This window comes from Rhodococcus sp. IEGM 1318, from assembly GCF_033142465.1.
Lineage (GTDB): Bacteria > Actinomycetota > Actinomycetes > Mycobacteriales > Mycobacteriaceae > Rhodococcus_F > Rhodococcus_F qingshengii_B.
Window position 1 is genome coordinate 712,686 of sequence record NZ_JAWLSC010000001.1, and the last position, 24,002, is coordinate 736,687.

The following is a 24,002-nucleotide window of genomic DNA, read 5'->3' on the forward strand; positions in this document are numbered from 1 at the left end:
CGGCCGCGGGTACCTCGACGCGGCGTGCCAGACTGAACCGTGTGACGAATATCCTGCTCACCGGCGCCCGAGGGCAACTCGGGACCCGTGTCGAAACCCTCGCTACCTCGGCGGGTCTTCCCGTCACGGCCGTCGGATCCGACGAGCTGGACATCACCGACAGCCATGTCGTCGACGAGTTCGTCTCGCCCGGTTCGGTGCTGATCAACTGCGCCGCGTACACGGCCGTCGATGCCGCTGAGACCGACCAGGAGGCCGCGAGGGCGGTCAACGAGATCGGACCGCGGAATCTCGCTCGAGCCTGTGCGCGGGTGGGTTCGCGGTTGATCCACGTCTCGACCGACTACGTGTTTCCCGGCGACGCGAGCACACCGTACGAGGTCGACGCAGCGACCGGTCCGGCGACGGTATACGGACGAACGAAACTGGCCGGCGAGACAGCTGTCCGAGAGTCCGGGGCGGACGTGGCGGTTGTCCGTACTGCGTGGGTGTATTCCGGTGTCGGCTCGGATTTTGTCGCCACGATGCGAAGGCTCGAAGCCGAACGTGAATTCGTGAACGTCGTGGACGATCAGGTCGGGTCACCTACTTACAGCCTCGACCTGGCCGGCGGCATCGTCGAACTCGCGCTGCGGGACTTCACAGGTTCGTCGACATTCCACGTGACCAATGGTGGGCAAGCAAGTTGGTACGAGTTGGCGCGCGCGGTGTTCGAGGAGATCGGCGCAGACCCGGCTCGGGTGCGGCCGTGCAGCAGCGCGGACTTCGTGCGCCCTGCTCCCCGCCCGGCATATTCGGTCTTGTCCGAGCGCGCATGGGTTACCGCGGGAATGACGCCGCTGCGTCCGTGGCGAGAGGCTCTGCACGCCGCTCTGGCGTGAGCATTGTTCGGGGCAGTGCCCGCGGACGGCTAGGCTGACCGGCGTGAGTCCCAAGCTGGCCGTGGTAACGGTGACCTACTCGCCAGGCGAGCATCTCGAGAATTTCTTGAGCACGCTCGCCGAGGCGACGACAGAAAAACCCCAGGTCATCATGGCCGACAACGGGTCGACCGATGGCGCCCCCGAGGCCGCTGATGCCAAGTACGAGCATGTCCGTCTGCTTCGAACCGGTGGAAACATCGGCTACGGCGGAGCGATAAATCGGGCTGTGGCGGAGATCGATTCGTCTATCGAATTTGTCGTGATTTCCAATCCGGACGTCCAATGGGCACCCGGTTCACTCGACGAATTGGTCGCTGCGGCAAATCGGTGGCCAAGGGCCGGTGCACTGGGGCCGAAGGTCCTCGAACCGGACGGCAGCGTGTATCCGTCGGCGCGAACGGTACCCGACATCACCTCGGGCGTCGGGCACGCATTGCTCGGCACCGTGTGGCCGAAAAACCCGTGGACTGCTCGGTACCGTCAAGAGAACGAGGCCGTCACCGAGCGCGCAGTGGGCTGGCTTTCCGGCTCGTGCCTGCTGGTACGACGCGACGCTTTCGACGCCATCTCCGGTTTCGACTCGCGATACTTCATGTACATGGAGGACGTCGATTTCGGTGACCGCCTCGGAAAAGCTGGGTGGCTCAACATCTTCGTACCCTCGGCCACTGTCACCCACGCCAAAGGCCATGCGGCAGGCCGTCATCCGGAACTGATGTTGCCGGCCCATCATCGCAGCGCTTACCAGTTCCAGGCCGATCGCCATCCGCACTGGTGGCAGGCTCCGCTGCGACTTGCCTTGCGTGGTGGGCTGGCCGTGCGGTCCAAGATCGCCGTAGCTTCTGCTGTCCGCGAGCGCGCTCGCACCGACAACTCGACCGACAACCCATCAGTTTCGAACCACGGGGGAAAATGATGTCCGATCCGAATCCGACCGACGCCGTAATCCTGGTAGGCGGCAAGGGCACTCGGCTGCGTCCGTTGACGTTGTCTGCGCCCAAGCCGATGCTTCCGACAGCAGGCCTGCCGTTCCTGACACACCTGCTCGCCCGTATCGAGGCGGCCGGTATCAAGCACGTGGTGCTCGGAACGTCTTTCAAGGCCGAGGTATTCGAGGACTACTTCGGCGACGGCTCCAAGATGGGCCTCGAGATCGACTACGTCTTCGAGACCGAACCGCTGGGCACGGGCGGCGGAATCCGCAACGTGCTCCCGAAGTTGCGCGGCGACAACGTCATGGTGTTCAACGGTGACGTGCTCGGTGGTACAGACCTGAACGCCATTCTCGAGACCCACGAGAAGACGGACGCCGACGTGACCCTGCATCTGGTTCGCGTGGGAGACCCGCGTGCATTCGGTTGTGTTCCGACCGACGAGGACGGACGAGTCTCGGCCTTCCTGGAGAAGACTCAGGATCCGCCGACGGATCAGATCAACGCCGGTTGCTACGTCTTCAAGCGCGAGATCATCGAGCAGATCCCCGAGGGACGACCTGTGTCGGTCGAGCGCGAGGTGTTCCCGAATCTCCTTGCCGAGGGCAAGCGGGTGTTCGGCCACGTCGACTCGTCGTACTGGCGTGACATGGGAACCCCCGAGGACTTCGTCCGCGGTTCCGCCGACCTGGTGCGAGGCATCGCGCCCTCGCCGGCTCTCGAAGGTCCGCGCGGCGAGTCGCTGGTACACCCCGGAGCTGGAATCGCACCCGGCGCCGTCCTGATCGGCGGCACGGTTGTCGGTCGAGGCGCTGAAGTCGGCGCAGGTGCGCGCCTCGACGGTGCGATTCTCTTCGACGGCGCCGTTGTGGAAGCCGGTGCGGTGGTCGAGCGATCGATCCTCGGATTCGGCGTCCGCATCGGACCTCGCGCGCTGGTCCGCGACGCCGTCATCGGTGACGGCGCGGACATCGGTGCGCGGTGTGAATTGTTGCGCGGCGCACGCGTGTGGCCGGGGGTGACGCTGCCGGACGGTGGCGTGCGCTTCAGCACAGATGTGTGATCGTTAGCTGGCCTACTGGAATACTGGCGGGTATGACTTCTCTTCCGAGCCGTTACGTTGCCCTCGGTGACTCGTTTACCGAGGGCGTCGGCGACGCCGACGAACGATTCCCCAACGGTCTGCGCGGGTGGGCAGACCGAGTGGCCGAACAGTTGGCGGTGAACAATCCCGAGTTCCGCTACGCCAACCTGGCGATTCGTGGTCGCCTACTCGGACCGATCCTCGACGAGCAGGTGGAACCCGCCCTGGCGTTGAAGCCCGATCTGGTGACCATCTACGCCGGCGGAAACGACATGATGCGTCCGAAGCTCGACATCGACGCAGTGGTCGCCCGCTACGATTCGGCAATCGGCCGACTCACCGAATCCGGCGCTCGGGTTCTCATGTTCACCGCGTACGACACCGGATGGTCCGCCTTCTTCGGCAAGCTCCGCGGACGCCTGGCGATCTACAACGAGCTTGTTCGCGAGGTCGCGGACCGTCGCGGTGCGACACTCGTCGACTTTTGGCGATTCTCCGAATATCAGGACCTACGGATGTGGGACTGGGACCGACTGCACATGTCGCCCGCCGGGCACGAGAACATGGCGACGCGGGTGCTCGACGTCCTGGGCGTCGAACACGGATTGACCCCGCCCGATCTGGGGCCGGCGCCGGTTCTCACCAAAGCCGAAACTCGTCGCGAGGATCGTCAATGGGCGCGAGAGTTCTTGGTGCCGTGGGTAGCTCGGCGAGTGAAGGGAACGTCTTCGGGCGACGGCGTCAGCGCCAAGCAGCCAGGGTTGGCGCCCACACTGCATTTCTGAGGTAGCCCGGCTTCAGTCCTGATTCTTGCGCTGATGTGCGAGCACGACCAGGTGGTCGATGGTCTCGCGTTCGGCAGTCGGCGGCAGCGCGTCCACCGGCCACCATCGGAGGTCGGTGGACTCCGCGCTCCGGACGATATGCGAATTGTCCGGTGCCACAACAAGAAACCGTAGATCGAGATGGCGAGTCGGAACTCCGAGCGAGCACGTGATCGGATGTGTGTGGGCGGAGAGTAGGTCCGCGTCTATCCGAAGGTCGTGGATCCCCGACTCTTCGCGGGCTTCCCTCAAGGCCGCATCGACCACCGTCTCGTCGTCGGGCTCACAATGACCGCCGAGCTGAATCCACCTGCCTACCTTGGGATGCAGAGTCAACAGGACGTGGCAGCCACTCTCGTCGAGAACCAGAGACGACGCGGTGATGTGTCCCGGTGCATGGCGACGAAGACATCCGTCCGGAGCCGAATCGAGGAACGCGAGCATCGTGTGCCGCAGTGACTCGTCCGCTTCGGAGGGTGTCGCCCAGTCCTCCAGAACGCCCTTGGCCGAGGCGTGCAGCGATTCGGCTGACATGACTTACAACTCCACCAACGCGTCCCCGGGGGCGGAGACGGTGCGCGGAGTCAGGGACTCGAGTGGGTGCCCGATTGCGATCGCGCCGAGTGGCTGCCAGTCCGCCGGGAGATCGAGCTGTGTACGTACGAGGTCGGCGGCGAAGATCGTCGAGCCGATCCAGCAGCTTCCCACGCCCCGTGTGGCCAGCGAGACCAGCAGGCCCTGCACTGCCGCGCCGGCGGCAACCGTGAACATCGTGGACTCCGCGGCGGTACGTCGGGCATCCGGGTAACTGTGTGCGCCATCGGGCACACAGAAGGGAATGACGACCTCGGGGGCGTCGAACAGGATGTTTCCGCGGGCAACCCGCGCTTCGACGGATTCGTCGCTACGACCGTCGGCACGCAGATCGGCGGCCCACCGCTCCCGCATCTTCTCGAGGAGAGCCGTGCGGACGGACTCGGTACGTAGCCACACGAATCGAACCGGTCTCGTGTGGTGTGGTGCGGGAGCGGTCAGTGCCTCGGCGATCGAGTTGCGAATGATCTCCGCGTCGACGGGGTCACTTGCAAACTGCCGAACCGACCGACGCAGCAGCAGTGCCTGGCCGCGGCCCATCACCGTGGCCTCCTCGGTGCCCAGCCAGAACAGATCGTCGGGGCCGCGGCGGATCAGATCCTGGCCGCTCGAACCGTCGTCCTCGAACCGGAGTCCACGAACGACGGCGACGGGAACGCCGCCCAGTTTGCCCTTGACCAGATCGCCGGCAGCGGCGATCTCGTCAGCGATCGCGATCTCGGTGACGATCAGATCGTTGCCCTGGCTGTCCTGTGCTCCGAGGTAGCCGTGCAGGACCGGAATGCCGGACGAACCGATTGCGGCGTCGGTCTGCCCGTTGCGCCACGCACGACCCATCGTGTCGGTGACGACGACGGCGACGGACTTGCCCGTGCACTCGAAGATTCGGGCGCGCAGGCCCGCAGCGCTTGCGTCAGGATCCAGGGGGAGCAGAGCCAGCTCGGCACCGTCGACGTTAGAGCCGTCGATGCCCGATGCTGCCTGCACGATCCCGAGTTTGTTCTCGGTGATCAGAGTGCGGCCCTTGCGCGCCACTACCCGGACGGCCTCCTGATCGACCAGGAGACGCCGTGCTGCGTCGCGCTCTTCCGGATCGGTCGGCGAGGAAACGATGCGACCCTCGACTTTGGAGAACACCTTGCTCGTGACGACAACGACGTCGCCGTTCTCGATCCACGGCGTCGCGTCGACGACAGCGGCGGCCAAGTCGTCTCCGGGCCGGAACTCGGGAAGGCCGAGCACGGGAATGACTTCGATTGCGGCGCCGGGGGAGTGATCGCCGGGGGAGTGATTTCTGTCGCGGCTTGCTGCGGTTCGGGGTTCGGTCACAGTTCGACTCCGGCGATCTCGAAAGCCGTTCGAACCATTTTTGCGGTCTCTTCGGGGGACGTCATCAAAAGTGGGATGCTTCGCACGTCCACTCCGTCGATGTCGGCCGTGTCACCTTCGTCGATGAGCCAGCCGTCGAGAATGCCGTTGATCGAACGAGCTCCGTAGTGGCGACCGATCGCCTCGGAGGTCGTGTCGACCCCGATGACGTCAAGGCACTCGTCAGCCATGCCGCGCAACGGTTTTCCGCCGATGACGGGGGAGAGCCCGACAACCTTCGCTGCAGTGGTTCGCAGGGCTCCGCGAATTCCGGGCACTGCGAGGATCGCGCCGACGCTCACGACGGGATTGGACGGTGCGATCAGCACGATGTCGGCACCGTCGATCGCCTCGACCACCCCTGGCGCGGGCTTGGCCTGCTCGGCTCCGACGTGAGCGAAGCTGTGAGTTTCCACCTGTGCTCGATGGCGTACCCACCACTCCTGGAAATGAATCGCCTTCTGCTCACCGTCTTCCGGATCGGTGATCACAACGTGTGTTTCGCTGCGGTCGTCGCTCACGGGAAGCAGTGCGACACCTGGATTCCAGCGATTGCACAACGCTTCGGTGATCGCGGACAACGGATATCCCGTGCGGAGCATCTGGCTGCGAATCAAATGTGTTGCGATATCGCGATCTCCGAGGCCGAACCAGTCCGGCTTCGCTCCGTATGCCGCGAGTTCTTCTTTCGCATTCCAGGTTTCGCCGGCGTGCCCCCACCCGCGTTCGGTGTCGATACCGCCGCCGAGTGTGTACATACAAGTGTCCAGATCGGGGCAGATGCGCAGACCGTGCATCCAGACGTCGTCTCCGACGTTGACGACGGCCGTGATGCGATGTGGGCCTTCGTATTTCTCGAGGGATTCACCACCGACGATTCCGAGCGCATTTTGCACACCTTGAAGGAAACGGGCCCCGCCGACGCCGCCAACCAATACAGTCACGTTCACGACAACAGAGCCTAGGCGGTCGGCGCGTCGTCGTGTCTGGCGGGCAGAAGGTCCCGTCAATTGGGGGCCGGAATACTAATGGATTCATCTCGTTTAGCTTGACCGCGACACGCTGGACGTGTGTAATCTCAAATGTGTCATTCCAACCGCTACTTGTGAGTTCACTTGCAGCGGGGCCGGTTTCGAACACAGTTTCGAACGGTCGACGGGGTGGGGTTGAAGATGGAGTGAAAATTCTGCGCTATTACAGGTGAGGAGGCGGAACGATGCCCAATGAAAATGTCGAGATCAGTTCTCTCGCAATGACAGTAAGCGACGAACCGCAGACCGATTCCCGAGCAGGCGCAGCAGAAGGTGCCTGCAGCAGTGAGTTCGACGGTATGAGTACTCGGCCAGTGCTGAGTCTCGTCACCGGCTTCGAAGAATTGTTCGACACCATCGAGGATCAGTGGCAGGAGCGTGCTCTCTGCGCGCAGACCGATCCCGAAGCGTTCTTTCCTGAAAAGGGTGGATCGACGAGGGAAGCAAAACGGATCTGTCTCGGTTGTGAAGTTCGTGACGAGTGCCTCGAGTACGCGCTCGCGAACGATGAACGGTTCGGAATCTGGGGAGGGTTGTCCGAGCGCGAGCGTCGGCGACTCAAGCGGGGGATCATCTGATCTGCTGCTGAATCGGTTCTGTCAGCGTCGGGGCTGGCGGGCGGTCTTCGAAAGTCTGACCTGCAACGGGGAATTGCAGGTCAAGCAACGACTGTTTTGTTCTTCGTGTGGATTTACTTCTTCGTGTGACATCAGTTTTTTCGTCTGACGGTGCGTCAGTCCTCGTCGGGCAGTGTGGGGTCGATGACCTGTGGGTCGACGCCCAGATACGTGCCGACTTGATGGACCAACACGTCGTGCACCAGATCCGTGAGTTCTTCCGGATCCTTCGCGCGCTGCTCCAATGGGCGGCGAAACAGCACAATTCTTGCGCGAGTCGTATTTCCGTGACGGTCGATTCCGGCCGGAATCAGTCGTGACAGTGGAACCGGGCCGTCTGCGATGACCTCCGGCGGCCACGTGACTGACTCCGGATCGTGCGCGTGGATCTTCGGGACTTCGTCGACTGCGATGTCGAGTTTCGTCAACCGGTCGTGCCACGCGAGGTCGACGGGCGAGAAGGCGTCGAGCACCAGGAGATCGAACTTCTCGGCCCGGGTGCGCCTTGCGGGCACCTCCGGGGGAAGTAGCGGTCCGCGCAGGCCACGGCCGTGTCGCTCGATGGAACGAGTGGTGACCGAGCGTCGGCGGCGGGCTTGTGGCATGGCGCCCAGATTACGACAGAAGAAACTGCTCGGTGTGTCCGAGTAGGTTCCGGACGTGGGGAGGGCTAGGCTCCGTACCTGTGAGATCTCTGCGTCGCTGCTGCCGCCCCGGGTGCAAGAACCCCGCCGTCGCGACGCTTACGTATGTCTACTCGGACTCCACTGCGGTTGTCGGGCCGCTGGCAACCGTCGCCGAGCCCCATTCGTGGGATTTGTGTGACACGCACGGCTCGCGAATCACTGCCCCGAAGGGTTGGGAACTGGTTCGCCACGAAGGTGGATTCGCATCGAGCACTCCCGACGAAGACGATTTGACCGCTTTGGCCGAAGCTGTACGTGAAGCCGGTCTCGGAGATCGCAGCAAGTCCAACGTCGACGCAGATGAGGACATACGTCCCGCAGCTCCGAGTACTGCCCGTACAGGGCGTCGTGGACACCTCCGCGTTCTGCCCGACCCGTCCAACTGACGCGAGATTCGTCGCCGCAGACGCTAGGCTCGACCGAGTACTTCCACACCCGAGTACTGCGAATCTCCGGACGCCACGCGCCCGGACGTTCCCGTCTGTGAGGGTGCATGCACAAGGAGAGTTTTCAGTGGGGCGAACAGCCGAGTCGGTTGCTGCAATCATCAAGGCGTACGACGTGCGCGGCGTGGTCGGTGAGCAGATCGACGAAGATTTTGTCCGCGACGTCGGTGCATCGTTCGCCCGTCTGGTCCGCGACGAGGCCGGCGCCGCCACGACGGTTGTGATCGGCTGCGACATGCGTGCATCGTCGCCCACGCTGTCTTCGGCTTTCGGGGACGGCGTGCTCGCTCAAGGGCTCGACGTCGTCTACATCGGACTGGCGTCGACGGACGAGCTCTACTTTGCATCGGGTTTGCTGAACTGCCCGGGCGCGATGTTCACAGCGAGTCACAATCCGGCCAAGTACAACGGCATCAAGATGTGCCGGGCCGGCGCCAAGCCGGTCGGTCAGGACACCGGTCTCGCAACCATCTCCGCCGAGGTCGTCTCGGGTGTTCCCGCATACGACGGACCGGCAGGCACCGCCAGCACCAAGGACGTCCTCGAGGAATACGCGAGCTACCTACGCGGATTGGTCGACCTGGCTGCGTTGCGTCCGCTGAAGGTCGCAGTCGACGCCGGCAACGGCATGGGCGGACACACCTCGCCGGCCGTATTCGGGCCGATGCCTCTCGAGGTTCTCCCGCTGTACTTCGAGCTCGACGGCACGTTCCCCAACCACGAAGCCAATCCGCTCGATCCGGCCAACCTCGTCGACCTGCAGGCATACGTGCGTGAAACCGGAGCAGACATCGGCTTGGCGTTCGACGGTGACGCGGACCGTTGCTTCGTCGTCGACGAGAAGGGCGACCCAGTCTCGCCGTCCGCGGTGACGGCACTTGTCGCCAAGCGTGAACTCGCGAAGGAACCGGGCGCGTCGATCATCCACAACCTGATCACGTCACGGGCAGTGCCCGAACTGGTCGAAGAACTCGGCGGCGTCGCGATTCGTACCCGAGTCGGCCACTCGTTCATCAAGCAGGAGATGGCCGAGACCGGTGCCGTCTTCGGCGGCGAGCACTCCGCTCACTACTATTTCCGCGACTTCTGGGGCGCCGACTCCGGCATGCTCGCGGCGTTGCACGTACTCGCTGCGCTGGGCGAGCAGGACCGCCCGCTGTCGGAGTTGATGGCGGAGTACACGCGCTACGCGGCCTCGGGCGAGATCAACTCCACGGTGGCGGACGCAGCCGATCGCACGGCCGCCGTACTGGCAGCATTTGCGGACCGCACCGAGTCGGTGGATCGCCTCGACGGAGTCACGGTCAGCCTCGAGGGAAATGCCTGGTTCAACCTGCGTGCGTCCAACACCGAACCCTTGCTGCGACTCAACGTCGAAGCACCCACGTCCGCCGATGTCGACGCACTGGTGAACGAAATTCTGGCGATCGTCCGGGCTTGAATCCGAGTCTGATCGGTTTGTCGGTGAGCCGAAGCCCTGGGATAGTTGGGGGACTATTTCGGGAACGACGGCGTCGGGAACGAAGGCTTTGCCACCACGAACCGCGTAGAGCTGGAATGCTGGATGGTGCGGGAACTGCTAACGGAGAAGGGGGTGCGGTGAGATGACAGCGCCGATGCCGCTTCTCGACCTCGACGACAGCGAGGGTTTGTCGGCTGCCGATTCGGAGGGGCTACTGCGGTCTGTAGCCATGGGGGGCGCACAGATTCGAGCCACCGCGTCGGCGGTCGGCGAGGGGGTGATCTCTCGGCTGGCCGGTCTGCGCCCGCGCAGCGTCGTGCTGATCGCCGGCACCGGTGGCGCTCGACACGGAGCCAGGATCGCGCTCGCCCTCGTCGGAGATTCGATCGGGTGTCCGCTCATCGTGCTCGACCGGACGCCGTCGTGGGCCGGACCGTTGGACGTGATCGTCGTCGCCGGTGACGATGCGGGTGATCCACGCCTGGTCGAATCGGTCGACAGTGCCGTTCGCCGTGGCGCCGAAGTTGTTGTCGCCGTTCCGGACGAGGGGCCCATGCGAGCCGTGGCGGCCGGGCGCACCATGCCGTTGCCGCCGCGGCTCTACGCCTCGCCGAGGCACACGATGACACGGTTCCTCGCCGTTTTCCTCGCGGTTGCCGCCGAAATCGAGGGCAAGGGATCGATCGATGACCGTTCGGCGGTGCTCGGTCGAATCGCCGACGCGGTTGACGCGGAAGCGCTGCGGGACGGGCCGGCCAACGAGGTATTCCACAACCCGGCCAAGTCGTTGGCCACCAGAATGAGCGGCCGACGGGTCGTTCTGTGTGGAAGTGGTTCCGTGACAACAGCACTCGCAGAGTTCTCCAGTATTTCGCTGATGAGCTCGGGCCTGAACGCCGCCGCCGCAGAGATGTCGGAGGTGATCCGTTCGGCACGAGCTCTGTTCGCGCCGGACGCAGCTTCGCGTGATTCGGTTTTCCACGACCCGTTTTTTCACGATCCGCAACTGGACGGCGCACTGCCGACTGCGCCGGCGCGGGCGTTCGTTTTCGCGACCGAATCCACGCGCGGGGAGGCGAAACGACGGATGGACGCACTGGCCGACGCGGATCTGGTGGTGGCGGTAGACGAAGACCAGACCAACGTGGTGATATCGGAGATGGAGCAGGTGTTCGTGTTGGCGTCTCGAGTGGACATGGCTGCGGCGTACGTGCAGTTGACGGGTGGTGCGAAGTAAGTGCGTGAACTCGAAGGTGCACTTCGTTCTTACGCGTGGGGTTCGCGAACGGCAATTGCCGAACTGCGGGGCCTCGCGACCCCGTCGAATCATCCCGAAGCGGAGTTGTGGTTGGGCGCGCATCCGGGTGACCCGGCGCGCGTGATCACCGAATCCGGAAGCGAGTCGTTGCTCGAGGTCCTGCACCGCGAACCCGAGCGTGAACTCGGGCGTGAGAACCTCGAGGCTTTCGGTGAGCGACTCCCGTTCCTGCTCAAGTTGCTTGCGGCGGAAGAACCGCTGTCGCTGCAGGCTCATCCCAGTGCTGTTCAAGCCGACGAGGGCTTTCGTCGTGAGAACGCTCTCGGCGTTCCCATGGAATCGCCGATTCGCAACTACAAGGACGGCAGTCACAAGCCCGAACTCGTTGTCGCGCTGAGCAGATTCGAAGCTCTTGCCGGATTCCGTGAGCCGACGCGCACTGTCAAACTGCTGCGCGCGCTGGCTGTCGACGAGTTGGAACCGTACATCGGTCTGCTCGAAGGCCAACCCGATTCCGACGGGCTCCGGGCGTTGTTCACCACGTGGATCACGCTGCCGTCCACGGTGCTCGGGACGTTGCTCCCTGCCGTACTTGCCGGGTGCATCACTTACGTCGCGCATCACGAAGCCGAATTCGTGACCGAGATCCGCACCGCGTTGGAATTGAGCGAGGCATACCCCGGCGACGCGGGCGTACTGGCCGCACTGCTGCTCAACCGCGTCACACTCGAGCCCGGACAGGGACTGTTCCTCGCTGCCGGCAATCTCCATGCATATCTCCATGGACTTGCGGTGGAGATCATGGCCAACTCCGACAACGTGCTGCGCGGCGGACTGACGCCCAAACACGTCGACGTGCCCGAACTGTTGAGGGTTCTGGATTTCGTCGGGGCGGATATCGACGTGCTCGATCCGGCTCCGGCATCACGATCGAGTCAAAAGGGATCAGGTCGGTCAGGATCAGGTCGGTACGAGTACGTCACGCCCGCACCCGAATTTCGTCTGACGCGTCTGGAGTTCGACTCGAATTCCACCGACATCATGGTCGACTCTTCCGGCCCGCGGATTCTGATCTGCACCGACGGCGCGGTCACCGCGACGTGCGGCGCCGACACTCTCGACCTCGACCGGGGCCGAGCGGCGTGGATCGCGGCCGACGAGCCCGCGATACACCTGAGCGCACGGACTCCGACTGCGCAGGTATTCAGTGCAGTAGTCGGCAACAGCCTGTAGTCGTCAACTAGGAGACAGTGTGTCGGCTCATGGTGGCAAGAAGGCAATCCTGGCGGCTCTCGCAGCCAATGCCGGAATTGCCGTAGCGAAGTTCGCCGGATTCTTGATCACTGGATCGTCGTCGATGCTCGCCGAGTCAGTGCACTCGGTGGCCGACACGTCCAATCAAGGGTTGCTGCTCCTGGGGCAGAAGAAGGCAGAACGTGAGGCAGATCAACTGCACCCGTTCGGCTACGGGCGCAACCGATACTTCTATTCTTTTGTCGTTGCACTGGTGCTCTTCACCCTCGGCTCGTTGTTCGCGATCTACGAAGGTATTCACAAGATTCAGCATCCGGAAGAACTCAATTCGGCCTTCGTGGCAATTGGGATTCTTGTCATCGCGATTTGTCTGGAGGGCTACAGCTTCCTGACCGCAGCGAAGGAATCACGACCGCTCAAGGGAAACGCGTCGTGGTGGAACTTCATCCGAACCTCTCGTAGCCCGGAACTTCCGGTTGTCCTGGTCGAGGACACCGGCGCATTGATCGGTCTGGTCCTTGCGCTCGGCGGCGTCGGCCTCACGATGGTGACCGGAAATCCGGTCTTCGACGGCATCGGAACTCTGTGCATCGGTGTCCTGCTCGGCATCATCGCGATCATTCTGATCATCGAAATGCAGTCGCTGCTGATCGGTGAGGGCGCAACGGCGGTGGAGACCGAACTGATCCTGAACGCCCTGGTCGACGGAACTCGTATCGAACGCGTCATTCATTGCAAGACGCAGTACCTCGGTCCCGAGGAGATTCTTGTTGCTGCCAAGGTTGCGGTGCCGATCGGATCGACGATCTCGGATGTGGCGACGGCGATCGACGAGGCCGAGTCCCGCGTGCGCGCTGCCGTACCTGCGGCGCGGGTGATCTACCTCGAGCCGGACCTGGATCGTCTCAGGGCAGATCGCCTTGAGACAGATCTACAGGCTCCCGACAAACCCTGAACAAAGCCGTGCCTGCGGGCTTAGGCTGATGCCATCTCTCTACTTGCCCATAGTGGGACCTGCTGGTCCCCAGCAAGGAGGCGGCAATGGCTGTCAAGGACGAGCAGGACGGATCTGGACGGTCGAAGCTGTTTCGAACGAAATCGATCGAGCAGTCCATCAAGGACACGGACGAACCGGAAACCAAACTCCGGAAAGAACTGAACTCGTGGGATCTCACCGTGTTTGGTGTCGCGGTGGTCATCGGCGCGGGCATCTTCACACTCACGGCTCGGACTGCGGGAAATGTCGCCGGGCCGTCGGTCTCCCTGGCGTTTGTCATTGCCGCCATCGCCTGCGGACTTGCAGCGCTCTGTTATGCCGAGTTCGCATCGACGGTGCCGGTTGCCGGTAGCGCCTACACATTCTCGTACGCGACATTCGGCGAATTCGTCGCCTGGATCATCGGCTGGGATCTCATCCTCGAATTCGCCTTGGCGTCTTCGGTGGTCGCAAAAGGCTGGTCGCTGTACCTCGGCGAAGTGATGGGCTCACGCAGTCCGATCGTCGAGTTGGGGCCGATCTCCTTCGACTGGGGAGCGGTGCTGGTGATCGTGGTCATCACGGTGCTGCTCGCGACCGGTACCAAACTCTCGTCGAGGGTTTCGCTGGTGATTACGGCGATCAAGGTCGCGGTGGTGTTGCTGGTGATCATCGTCGGGCTCTTCTACATCGACACCGACAACTACTCGCCGTACATTCCGCCGTCTGAAGCGGGATCGACGGGGGAGGGCATTCACCAGTCCCTGTTCTCGTACGTGACGGGGGCCGGTGGCAGCACGTTCGGGTGGTACGGATTGCTCGCGGCAGCCAGTCTGGTGTTCTTCGCGTTCATCGGCTTCGACGTCGTCGCCACGACGGCGGAGGAGGCGAAGGAACCGCAGAAGGCGTTGCCTCGCGGCATCCTGGGCTCTCTCCTGATCGTGACGGTTCTGTACGTGGCGGTGACACTCGTGTTGACCGGGATGGTGAAGTACACCGAACTCGAGGGCGATACCTCCAACCTGGCAACGGCATTCGCCTTCCACGACATCACGTGGGCGAAAAACGTCATCTCGTTCGGCGCGTTGGCAGGCCTGACGACAGTGGTGATGGTGCTGATGCTCGGTCAGACCAGGGTGCTCTTCGCGATGGCACGCGACGGTCTGATGCCGCGACGCTTGGCGCCGACAGGCAAGCACGGAACGCCGGTGCGGATCACCGTGTTGGTCGGCGTTGTGGTCGCGGTGCTCGCCGGAGTGTTTCCGATCGGCACCCTCGAAGAAATGGTCAACATCGGCACGCTGTTCGCGTTTGTTCTCGTGTCGTTGGGGGTTCTCGTGCTTCGTCGGACGCGGCCGGACCTACCCCGCGGGTTCCGGGTTCCGCTTGTCCCGCTGGTCCCGATCCTGGCGGTACTCGCGTGTCTCTGGTTGATGTTCAACCTGTCGGTGGAGACCTGGATGAGGTTCGTGGTCTGGATGGCTCTCGGTGTTGTCATCTACTTCGCCTACAGCAGACAGCATTCGTTGATCGGAAAGCGTGAGCGCGGCGAAATAGAGTGATTGTACAAAGTTTGCGATTTGTCTATCGAGTGTACAAATCAAGTAGTACTGTCTACTAGATAGTGAACTGACTCACAGTTGTCGAGTCGGTCCGAATCGAGGAGGCAGACCGTGTCGACGCACGTGAACTCGCAGTCCGGGCAGACGCTCCCGCCGGAGCAGTGGCGTGACAAGAAGAGGTATCTCTGGCTGCTCGGCCTGGTGCCGCCGACGGCGGTTTTCATCGCCGTCGGATTGGTCGCGTTGTTCGACAATCTCGGATGGAATGCGGTCGCACCGGTCTGGTGGTGGATCGGGCCGCTGCTCGTCTACGTCCTGCTCCCGATCCTCGACATCTTTTTCGGCCCGGACGGCGAGAATCCACCGGACGAGGTGATGGAGCGTCTCGAGAGCGACAGGTACTACCGGTACTGCACGTACATCTACATACCGTTCCAGTTGGCCAGCCTCGTCCTGGCCTGCTATCTCTGGTCGGCGACGGACCTGTCATGGCTCGGGATCGACGGGGGACTTGGGCTGATCTCCAAGATCGGTTTGGCGATCAGTATCGGCTGCGTCGCGGGAATCGGGATCAACACGGCGCACGAACTCGGTCACAAGAAGGATGATCTCGAGCGCTGGTTGTCGAAGATCACTCTGGCGCAGTCGTTTTACGGCCACTTCTACATCGAGCACAATCGCGGACACCATGTACGTGTCGCTACGCCGGAGGATCCGGCGTCGTCTCGTTTCGGTGAGAGCTTCTGGACCTTCCTGCCGCGCAGCGTGTGGGGATCCTTGCGCTCGTCGTGGTCCCTGGAGAAAGCCAGACTGGATCGACTGGGTAAGAAGCCGTGGACAATTCGCAACGATGTCCTGCATTCGTGGTTGATGTCCGTTGCGCTCTTCGGTGTCCTCGTCGCCGTCTTCGGGCTCTCGGTGCTGCCGTTCCTGGTGCTGCAGGCCGTGTTCGGGTTCTGCTTGCTCGAAACGGTCAACTACCTCGAGCATTACGGACTGAAGCGTCGCCGTTTGGACAGCGGGCGGTACGAGCGCGCTGCACCGGAGCACAGTTGGAACAGCGATCACATCTGCACCAACATTTTCCTGTATCACCTCCAGCGCCACAGTGACCATCACGCGAACCCGACGCGGCGATATCAGACGCTACGAAGCATGGACGGTGCACCGAACTTGCCAAGCGGGTACGCGAGCATGATCATGCTCGCCTACGTTCCGCCGTTGTGGCGAAAAATCATGGACCCCAAAGTGCTTGCCCATTACGACGGTGACATCACCCGAGTCAACGTTCAGCCGTCCAAGCGTGATCGCATCCTCGCTCGATATGGAGCGGCGTGATGAGCAGCTACCGATGCCCGGTGTGTGGGTATGTCTACGACGAGTCGAAGGGTGCACCACGAGAAGGGTTTCCGGCGGGAACACTGTGGGATGCCGTTCCGGACGACTGGTGCTGCCCGGACTGCGGCGTGCGGGAAAAGCTGGACTTCGATCCGATGCCGGCAACGGCGGGGAGTGAATCGTGAACGACTACAAGCTGTATCAGTGCGCGCAGTGCGGATTCGAGTACGACGAGGCGGTCGGCTGGCCGGAGGACGGTATCGAACCGGGGACTCGCTGGGACGACATTCCCGAAGACTGGAGTTGCCCCGACTGTGGGGCGGCGAAGAGTGACTTCTTCATGGTGGAGGTCGAGCGGCAGTGAGATGCGTCGGCGTCGAACGGACCTAGGTGCGGCGGTAATGTCGTCACCATGACTTCGACGCCCACCCGCCTACCGCAGAAAGAAGCGTCGCGACTGCTGCTGCGTACCTCGGTGCTCGATTCGATGCGTGAATTGTTGACCGAACGCGACTGGTCCGAGGTGACCCTGACCGTTCTGGCCAAGCATGCAGGTGTGAGCCGTCAGACGCTCTACAACGAGTTCGGTTCGAGGCAAGGGCTCGCCGAGGCGTACGCGCTCCGGCTCGCCGACGGCTTCGTCGACGCGGTGGACGAGGCCATGGTGGCGCACGAGGGGCGTGCAGTCGAAGCACTGATGGCAGGCTTTGGGGCGTTTTTCGCCTCCAGTGCCACCGACCCGCTGGTGATCTCGCTGCTCACCGGTGAGGCCAAGCCGGACCTGCTTCGTCTGATCACCACCGACAGTGCGGTCATCATCGAGCGGGCGTCGTCGCGGCTCGCGGAGAGCTTCCAGCGAGGGTGGATCCAAGCGTCACCTGCTGATGCCGGGATTCTGGCGAGGGCGATTGCGCGCCTCGGGCTGAGCTACATTTCGATGCCGCCGGAGTCCGGAGCTTCGGTCGCGGAGGATCTGGGTACTTTGCTCGGACCGTTCATCGATGTGGCGCGCGCGGGCCGGGCGGGAGATGGTCGGGCGAGAGAGGGCGTCTAACCGATAGCCTTGTGCACCGATAGGCTTGTGCAGAGTATGCACGTCAACCAGGAGAGGCAGATGACGACCTCAGTTTCAACAACGCCCGTGGCCGAGAGCCGTAATGGCATCGACTTCAAAGTTGCAGATCTTTCGCTCGCGGAGTTCGGTCGCAAGGAAATCCGTCTGGCAGAGCACGAGATGCCCGGCCTCATGGCGCTTCGTCGCGAATACGCAGAGGTGTTGCCGCTCAAGGGCGCTCGCGTTTCCGGCTCGCTGCACATGACCATTCAGACCGCAGTTCTGATCGAGACGCTGACCGCGCTCGGTGCCGAGGTGCGCTGGGCTTCGTGCAACATCTTCTCCACGCAGGACCACGCTGCCGCCGCTATCGTCGTCGGTCCGCACGGCACTCCGGAAGAGCCCAAGGGCGTTCCGGTTTTCGCCTGGAAGGGCGAAACCCTCGAGGAGTACTGGTGGGCAGCCGAGCAGATGCTGACCTGGCCGGGTGAGCCTGCCAACATGATTCTCGACGACGGTGGCGACGCCACCATGCTCGTGCTCAAGGGCGCACAGTTCGAGAAGGCCGGCGTCGTGCCGCCGACGGACGACGACCAGGATTCAGACGAGTACAAGGTCTTCCTCGCGCTTCTGCGTCAGTCGCTCGCCGCTGACAAGGGCAAGTGGACCGCGATCGCCGAGTCCGTCCAGGGCGTCACCGAAGAGACCACCACGGGCGTTCTGCGTCTGTACCAGGTTGCCGCTGCCGGTGAACTCACGTTCCCCGCGATCAACGTCAACGACTCGGTCACCAAGAGCAAGTTCGACAACAAGTACGGCACGCGCCACTCGCTGCTCGACGGCATCAACCGCGGCACCGACGTTCTGATCGGTGGCAAGGCTGCGCTGGTCTGCGGTTACGGAGACGTCGGCAAGGGTTGTGCCGAGGCACTTCGCGGCCAGGGCGCTCGCGTCGCGGTCACCGAGGTCGACCCCATCAACGCCCTTCAGGCGCTCATGGACGGCTTCGAGGTCAAGACGGTCGAGCAGGCCATCGGCTGGGCCGACATCGTGATCACGTCCACCGGTAACAAGGACATCATCACGTTCGAGCACATGAAGGCCATGAAGCACCAGGCCATCCTGGGCAACATCGGTCACTTCGACAACGAGATCGACATGGCCGGCCTCGAGAAGTCCGGCGACGTCACGCGGATCAACATCAAGCCGCAGGTCGACGAGTTCACGTTTGCCGACGGCCACTCGATCATCGTGCTGTCCGAAGGCCGCCTGCTCAATCTCGGCAACGCGACGGGCCACCCGTCATTCGTGATGAGCAACAGCTTCTCCAACCAGGTCATCGCGCAGATCGAACTGTGGACAAAGCCGGACGAGTACGACAACGAGGTCTACCGCCTCCCCAAGCACCTCGACGAGAAGGTCGCCAAGATCCACGTCGAGGCACTCGGTGGCACGCTGACCAAGCTCACCAAGGATCAGGCAGAGTACATCGGCGTCGACGTCGAAGGCCCGTACAAGCCGGAGCACTACCGCTACTGACCCGGTGATTCATCGCTGAGGATGTAGTGTCCGCCGTCCCCCGGTCTGTGCAAGCAGGCCGGGGGATAGGCTTGTCCGCCGTGGGAACACTGGTGGCATTGGAAGGCCTTGACGGAGCTGGAAAGCGTACGTTGATCGGCAAAGTGGAGGGCGAACTCCGCCGCGGCGGCACGTCGATCGCGACTCTGGATTTTCCGCGGTACGGAAAGTCGATCCACGCGGATCTGGCGGCCGAGGCGCTAAAAGGTTCACACGGAGACTTGGCCGAGTCCGTGAACGCGATGGCAGTTCTGTTCGCCTTGGACCGCGCCGGTGCTGCGGGTCAGATCTCGGAACTGTTGTCCACCAACGACATTGTTCTGCTCGATCGCTACGTGGCGTCCAACGCTGCCTACAACGCGGCGCGAGTGCATCAGGGCGTGGACGGCGAGATGGTCGCCTGGGTCCGTGAATTGGAGTTGGGCCGACTCGCTCTGCCCTCTCCCGATCTGCAGTTGTACCTCGACGTACCGGTAGCCCTCGCCGAGCAGCGCGCCCGCTCCCGTGAGGCCGAGGACGCGTCGCGTCAGCTCGACGCGTACGAGCGTGACGGCGGCCTGCAGGCCCGAACCGGTCAGCTGTACACCCAGTTGGCAGCGACGGACTGGGTCTCACCCTGGTGGATCTTGGGGCCGGAGACGGACCCGGCCGACCTGGCGCGCAGGCTCGCGGATTTCGCGTGATCGGTCACCCTTGCAGCCGGGATTCGAACTTTCCGGCACAGTAGAGGGAAAGACGCGGCACGCCGCACGGCCTCGTAACGGTCTGATTCATCGCTCCGAGATGCAACGATAGGGATATGAAACCAAGGATTCTGGTTGTCGACGACGACACGGCACTCGCCGAGATGCTCACGATCGTGCTGCGTGGTGAGGGTTTCGATCCCTACGTGGTAGGCGACGGAACCCTGGCGCTCGCGGCAGTGCGTGAGACTCGCCCCGATCTCGTCCTGCTCGATCTCATGCTTCCCGGAATGAACGGGATCGACGTATGCCGGGTTCTGCGTGCGGATTCCGGTGTGCCCATCGTGATGTTGACGGCCAAGACCGACACCGTCGACGTCGTGCTCGGCCTCGAATCCGGTGCGGACGACTACATCATGAAGCCGTTCAAGCCGAAGGAGTTGGTGGCGCGGGTGCGCGCTCGTCTGCGCCGCACCGAAGAGGAGCCGGCGGAGCTGCTGAGCATCGCCGACATCGTGATCGACGTTCCGGCTCACAAGGTCAGCCGCGGCAGCGAGCAGATCTCGCTCACACCACTCGAATTCGACCTGCTGGTCGCATTGGCGCGCAAGCCGCGCCAGGTGTTCACCCGTGAAGTCCTTCTCGAGCAGGTGTGGGGATACCGCCACGCCGCCGACACCCGTCTGGTGAACGTGCACGTTCAGCGTTTGCGCGCCAAGGTCGAAACTGATCCCGAGAATCCCGAAGTGGTTCTGACGGTCAGGGGGGTCGGCTACAAGGCCGGACCGCCGTGAGCGGAGTTTCCAGGTGGCGTCGTCGTCTCAACCGACGGCTGACGCCATTTCTGCGGTGGTGTCACTCGATGAGCAACACCCTCGCGCACACGTGGCGACGCTCGCTCCAGTTGCGAGTGGTCGTCTCGACTTTGACGTTGTCTCTGATCGTCATCGTCATTCTCGGTGTCGTGCTCACCAGCCAGATCACCGATCGGCTGCTGGAAACGAAAATCACCGCAGCGACCGAGGAAATGGACCGTGCCCGCGGCATCGTCGAAGACCAACTCGCGGGCGTCGACGATTCGACGGCACTCAACGTCCAATTGGAAAGTGCTGCGTCCGGACTGACGAGTCGTCGAAACCAGACCTCGGGCCAAGCCTCCGGGTCGGCCGGCACCTTCGACCCGGTGCTGATCGTGCCGGGCGACGGGCCGCGCCAGCCCACCAGTTCGGGGCCGGTCGAGCAGATCCCGGACAACCTTCGTGAGTTCGTCAAGCGAGGCCAGATCAGCTACCAATTCGCGACGGTGTCCAATCCGAACGGTTATTCCGGTCCCGCGCTGATCATCGGCAGCCCTACCGCGTCGTCGATCTCGGGTCTCGAGCTGTACCTGATCTTCCCGCTCGCCAGCGAAGACCGGAGTCTGTCGCTTGTTCGAAGCACCCTGCTGATCGGTGGAGCAGTCCTGCTTGTGCTCCTCGCGGCGATTTCGCTGTTGGTCGCCAGGCAGGTCGTGCTTCCCATTCGATCGGCCTCACGAATCGCGGTGCGTTTCGCGGACGGCCGACTCAAGGAGCGAATGCCGGTCCGCGGCGAGGACGACATGGCGCGTCTGGCCATGTCCTTCAACGAGATGGCCGAGAGTCTGTCCAAACAGATCACACAACTCGAGGAGTTCGGCAGTCTCCAGAAACGCTTCACGTCCGATGTCAGCCATGAACTCCGCACACCGCTGACCACGGTCCGAATGGCCGCTGACCTGATTTACGACGGCAGCGAGAACCTCGACCCGATGTTGCGCCGGTCTTCGGAACTGCTTGTCGCCGAACTGGACAGGTTCGAAGGGCTCCTGGCGGACCTCCTCGAGATCTCCCGACACGATGCCGGTGTCGCGGAGTTGGCGTCCGAACAACTCGACGTGCGGATGTGTGCGCGAGCGGCGGTCTCCACGGTTCGCCATCTCGCCCGCGAATCCGGCACCGAACTGATCGTCGACATGCCCGACGAGCCGGTCATGGCAGATGTTGACCCGCGCCGCGTCGAACGCATCCTGCGAAATCTCCTGGCCAACGCCATCGACCACGGTGAGGGGAAGCCGATTCTGCTTCGCCTTCGCGCCGACGAGAATGCACTCGCCTTCATCGTCCGCGACAGCGGCGTGGGGTTGCGGCCAGGTGAGGAGAAGTTGGTCTTCAACCGGTTCTGGCGCTCGGACCCGTCCCGCGTACGCCGCAGTGGTGGCACGGGACTCGGCCTCGCGATCAGCGTCGAGGATGCGAATCTGCACGACGGCAAGCTCGAGGCCTGGGGCGAACCGGGAGTTGGCGCCTGCTTCCGGCTGACGCTCTCGCGTACCCGCGGCAAGAAAGTCGTGTCGAGTCCGCTGCCACTCAAGCCCACGACCACCAAATTCGTGCGCACGCCGAGCGAAGCCGACATCGTCGCCGATACCGTCGGCGAGGTCACGTCATCACTGCCGACCCCGCGCGAACCTGACTCACGGAACGAGTCCAACGGTGGGGATCGATCATGATCGGAACCCGCCGTCGTCTGGGACTTCTTGCAACCACGCTCAGTGTGCTGTTGCTGACCGGTGCGTGCGCCAGTTTGCCGGAGTCCTCGTCGCCGCAGGCAATCGGAACTCTGGCAACAGCCGTGCCCGGAACGTCGGTCGAATCACCGGCCTCGGGTCGAGAGCCGGACCTACTGGTACGCGACTTCGTCAAGGCGAGTACCGACCCGTCCAACCGGCACGCCGCAGCACGTCAGTACCTCACCAAGGACGCGTCGGCGCGTTGGGACGATGCTGCCAGTGCAGTCATCGTCGACAAGATCGACACCCTGTCGGCCTCGCGAACCAGTTCCGAAGCGGTGTACACGATTCGTGTGAACAAGGTCGGTCGCCTCGACCCGGGCGGCCTGTACGTCCCCGAAGAGGGCAGCTTCGAAGCGAAGATGACGCTGACGTTGACCGACGGCGAATGGCGGATCAGTGACCTGCCTCCCGGTGTGATCATGGAGCGCCCTCAGTTCCTCGGCGCCTATCAGCGGAAATCGTTGTTCTTCCTCGACCCGACGAGTCAGACGGTTGTCCCCGATCTCCGCTGGATCTCCGGTGGGCAGGATCAGGTGGCGGCTCAGTTGATCGGTCTGATGATCGACGGACCGAAGGCAGCGCTCGCGCCGGCTGTACGAAACGAACTCGGCAATGGTGTGTCGGTCATCGGTCCGATCACGAAGGCCGACGGCAAGCCGGGACAGGTCGGTGTCGGTCTCGGTGGTGTGCGCATCAACTTCCGCCTGGACAACCCGATGGATGCCGCGACTCGCGGTTTGTTTGCAGCGCAGGTCATTTGGACGCTCGCCAATGCAGACGTCGCGGGACCCTACGCTCTGCAGATCGACGGCGAGCCGCTGGACGCCGCTCATGCTGACGGCTGGACCACCGCTGACGTTGCGTCCACCAATCCGCTGGCCACCACGAGTGCGACCGTCGGCCTGCACGCCTTGCGCAACGGCTCACTGGTGAGCGTCACCGAGCAGGAGGCGGTTCCGGTGCCCGGCTTCGCGGGCAATGCGGGCAACCTCACGGGGGCAGCTCTCTCCCGCGACGGCAAGCTGGTTGCCGCCGTCTCGGACACCGCTCGTCCCGATCCAGGCACACGGTTTGCACTCTCGCTCGGCACATACGGCGAAGGTGCCGTTCCGGTACTCGAAGGCAGCGCCATCACCCGACCTTCGTGGGAGCTGGACAACAACGCGGTCTGGGCGGCGGTGAACGGCAATACCGTCGTTCGGGTCGTCCGTGAACCCGGAACGGGTCGAGTGTCGGTCACCAATGTCGACGTCGGGGCCCTGACGTCGGTCGGTTCCACGATCTCGGAACTGCGTCTCTCTCGCGACGGCGTGCGAGCCGCGATGATCATCGACGGCAAGGTCTACCTGGCCGTGGTCGTACGCACAGCCAGCGGGGTCTACGCCCTGACGAGTCCGCGCGCGGTGGCCTCGGGCTTGGGCAGTACCGCACTCTCACTCGACTGGAGCAACAGCGACACCATCGTGATCGCGCGTAGCGGAGCCGACATACCGGTCGTCCAGGTCGCGATCGACGGTTCCCGAATGGACGCGCTGCCGAGTGGAAACCTGACCGCCCCCGTCACCTCCGTGGATGCGTCGCCGACCACCGAGTACGTCGCCGACGCGCGTGCGGTGTTCCAACTGAACAACAACGACCCCGCCGGTGATCGTCGTTGGCGTGAAGTGACTGTGCTGACCGGACAGAAAGCAATTCCGGTTCTACCTGGCTGACTTGTCGGTGCTCTCATTCATGATTCG

Annotated in this window: 24 protein-coding genes; 20 read left to right on the forward strand and 4 right to left on the reverse strand. The window is 63.3% G+C overall.

What is annotated here, in order from left to right; translation table 11 throughout:
- The first annotated feature begins 41 nt into the window (after positions 1 to 41).
- The 4 genes from rfbD to R4P65_RS03360 are packed head-to-tail and all read left to right on the forward strand — an operon-like array spanning position 42 to position 3,724.
- Positions 42 to 881, forward strand: coding sequence for a dTDP-4-dehydrorhamnose reductase (rfbD, locus tag R4P65_RS03345; RefSeq protein ID WP_317825432.1), 840 nt, complete (start codon positions 42 to 44; stop codon positions 879 to 881).
- 43 nt (positions 882 to 924) lie between these two features.
- Positions 925 to 1,839 (forward strand): glycosyltransferase family 2 protein, encoded by a 915-nt coding sequence (locus tag R4P65_RS03350; protein WP_317825433.1) that lies wholly within the window; start codon positions 925 to 927, stop codon positions 1,837 to 1,839.
- Positions 1,836 to 2,918 carry a sugar phosphate nucleotidyltransferase gene (locus R4P65_RS03355; protein WP_019747766.1) on the forward strand — a complete coding sequence of 361 codons (1,083 nt, stop codon included), beginning with the start codon at positions 1,836 to 1,838 and terminating at the stop codon, positions 2,916 to 2,918. The genes R4P65_RS03350 and R4P65_RS03355 overlap by 4 nt, the downstream gene beginning before the upstream one ends.
- 32 nt (positions 2,919 to 2,950) lie before the next feature.
- Positions 2,951 to 3,724: an SGNH/GDSL hydrolase family protein gene (locus R4P65_RS03360; protein ID WP_317825434.1), complete on the forward strand. Its 774-nt coding sequence runs from the start codon at positions 2,951 to 2,953 to the stop codon at positions 3,722 to 3,724.
- Positions 3,725 to 3,736: 12 nt separating this feature from the next.
- Here R4P65_RS03360 and R4P65_RS03365 read toward each other — a convergent pair whose 3' ends face one another.
- Genes R4P65_RS03365 through cofD form a run of 3 tightly spaced genes read right to left on the reverse strand, consistent with a single transcriptional unit; the run spans position 3,737 to position 6,675 of the window.
- Positions 3,737 to 4,297, reverse strand: a complete 561-nt coding sequence (locus tag R4P65_RS03365; RefSeq protein ID WP_317825435.1) for an NUDIX hydrolase — start codon at positions 4,295 to 4,297, stop codon at positions 3,737 to 3,739.
- Positions 4,298 to 4,300: 3 nt separating this feature from the next.
- A complete protein-coding gene (locus R4P65_RS03370; RefSeq protein WP_317825436.1) occupies positions 4,301 to 5,686 on the reverse strand; it encodes a coenzyme F420-0:L-glutamate ligase in 1,386 nt (461 codons plus the stop codon).
- Complete coding sequence (cofD, locus tag R4P65_RS03375) at positions 5,683 to 6,675, reverse strand: 2-phospho-L-lactate transferase (RefSeq protein ID WP_230812559.1); 993 nt, start codon at positions 6,673 to 6,675, stop codon at positions 5,683 to 5,685. The genes R4P65_RS03370 and cofD overlap by 4 nt, the downstream gene beginning before the upstream one ends.
- 380 nt (positions 6,676 to 7,055) lie before the next feature.
- On the opposite strand from cofD, the gene R4P65_RS03380 reads away from it, so the two are divergent.
- Positions 7,056 to 7,334, forward strand: coding sequence for a WhiB family transcriptional regulator (locus tag R4P65_RS03380; RefSeq protein ID WP_020907098.1), 279 nt, complete (start codon positions 7,056 to 7,058; stop codon positions 7,332 to 7,334).
- Positions 7,335 to 7,489: 155 nt separating this feature from the next.
- On the opposite strand, the gene R4P65_RS03385 is transcribed toward R4P65_RS03380, so the two are convergent.
- Positions 7,490 to 7,978 carry a metallopeptidase family protein gene (locus R4P65_RS03385; protein ID WP_003940797.1) on the reverse strand — a complete coding sequence of 163 codons (489 nt, stop codon included), beginning with the start codon at positions 7,976 to 7,978 and terminating at the stop codon, positions 7,490 to 7,492.
- Between the two features lie 80 nt (positions 7,979 to 8,058).
- Here R4P65_RS03385 and R4P65_RS03390 point away from each other — a divergent pair, with 80 nt between their 5' ends.
- The 15 genes from R4P65_RS03390 (at position 8,059) to lpqB (ending at position 23,975) form a co-directional block, all read left to right on the forward strand.
- Positions 8,059 to 8,445, forward strand: coding sequence for a DUF3499 domain-containing protein (locus R4P65_RS03390; RefSeq protein WP_007731177.1), 387 nt, complete (start codon positions 8,059 to 8,061; stop codon positions 8,443 to 8,445).
- Between the two features lie 127 nt (positions 8,446 to 8,572).
- Entirely contained in the window at positions 8,573 to 9,946 is a 1,374-nt protein-coding gene (locus R4P65_RS03395) for a phosphomannomutase/phosphoglucomutase (protein ID WP_317825437.1), read from the forward strand.
- 163 nt (positions 9,947 to 10,109) lie between these two features.
- On the forward strand, positions 10,110 to 11,204 hold the full coding sequence (locus tag R4P65_RS03400; RefSeq protein WP_317825438.1) for a tobH protein: 1,095 nt from the start codon (positions 10,110 to 10,112) through the stop codon (positions 11,202 to 11,204).
- Positions 11,205 to 12,458, forward strand: coding sequence for a mannose-6-phosphate isomerase, class I (gene manA, locus R4P65_RS03405; protein WP_317825439.1), 1,254 nt, complete (start codon positions 11,205 to 11,207; stop codon positions 12,456 to 12,458).
- 19 nt (positions 12,459 to 12,477) lie between these two features.
- Entirely contained in the window at positions 12,478 to 13,434 is a 957-nt protein-coding gene (locus R4P65_RS03410) for a cation diffusion facilitator family transporter (protein WP_317825440.1), read from the forward strand.
- Between the two features lie 86 nt (positions 13,435 to 13,520).
- Positions 13,521 to 15,017, forward strand: coding sequence for an amino acid permease (locus tag R4P65_RS03415; protein WP_317825441.1), 1,497 nt, complete (start codon positions 13,521 to 13,523; stop codon positions 15,015 to 15,017).
- A 111-nt stretch (positions 15,018 to 15,128) separates the two neighbouring features.
- Entirely contained in the window at positions 15,129 to 16,355 is a 1,227-nt protein-coding gene (locus R4P65_RS03420; protein WP_317825442.1) for an alkane 1-monooxygenase, read from the forward strand.
- The gene (locus R4P65_RS03425; RefSeq protein WP_317825443.1) at positions 16,355 to 16,540 is read left to right on the forward strand and encodes a rubredoxin; all 186 of its coding nucleotides are present in this window, start codon (positions 16,355 to 16,357) and stop codon (positions 16,538 to 16,540) included. The genes R4P65_RS03420 and R4P65_RS03425 overlap by 1 nt, the downstream gene beginning before the upstream one ends.
- Positions 16,537 to 16,719 carry a rubredoxin gene (locus tag R4P65_RS03430; RefSeq protein WP_317825444.1) on the forward strand — a complete coding sequence of 61 codons (183 nt, stop codon included), beginning with the start codon at positions 16,537 to 16,539 and terminating at the stop codon, positions 16,717 to 16,719. The genes R4P65_RS03425 and R4P65_RS03430 overlap by 4 nt, the downstream gene beginning before the upstream one ends.
- 48 nt (positions 16,720 to 16,767) lie before the next feature.
- Positions 16,768 to 17,409: a TetR family transcriptional regulator gene (locus R4P65_RS03435; protein WP_317825445.1), complete on the forward strand. Its 642-nt coding sequence runs from the start codon at positions 16,768 to 16,770 to the stop codon at positions 17,407 to 17,409.
- A gap of 60 nt (positions 17,410 to 17,469) precedes the next feature.
- The gene (gene ahcY, locus R4P65_RS03440) at positions 17,470 to 18,948 is read left to right on the forward strand and encodes an adenosylhomocysteinase (RefSeq protein WP_021332564.1); all 1,479 of its coding nucleotides are present in this window, start codon (positions 17,470 to 17,472) and stop codon (positions 18,946 to 18,948) included.
- A gap of 80 nt (positions 18,949 to 19,028) precedes the next feature.
- Positions 19,029 to 19,670, forward strand: coding sequence for a dTMP kinase (locus tag R4P65_RS03445; protein ID WP_230812581.1), 642 nt, complete (start codon positions 19,029 to 19,031; stop codon positions 19,668 to 19,670).
- A 116-nt stretch (positions 19,671 to 19,786) separates the two neighbouring features.
- Positions 19,787 to 20,464: an MtrAB system response regulator MtrA gene (mtrA, locus tag R4P65_RS03450; protein ID WP_003941013.1), complete on the forward strand. Its 678-nt coding sequence runs from the start codon at positions 19,787 to 19,789 to the stop codon at positions 20,462 to 20,464.
- Positions 20,461 to 22,200 carry an MtrAB system histidine kinase MtrB gene (gene mtrB, locus R4P65_RS03455; protein WP_269590691.1) on the forward strand — a complete coding sequence of 580 codons (1,740 nt, stop codon included), beginning with the start codon at positions 20,461 to 20,463 and terminating at the stop codon, positions 22,198 to 22,200. Before mtrA ends, mtrB begins: the two co-directional genes overlap by 4 nt.
- Positions 22,197 to 23,975 carry an MtrAB system accessory lipoprotein LpqB gene (gene lpqB / locus R4P65_RS03460; RefSeq protein ID WP_317825446.1) on the forward strand — a complete coding sequence of 593 codons (1,779 nt, stop codon included), beginning with the start codon at positions 22,197 to 22,199 and terminating at the stop codon, positions 23,973 to 23,975. Before mtrB ends, lpqB begins: the two co-directional genes overlap by 4 nt.
- Positions 23,976 to 24,002: the final 27 nt, after the last annotated feature.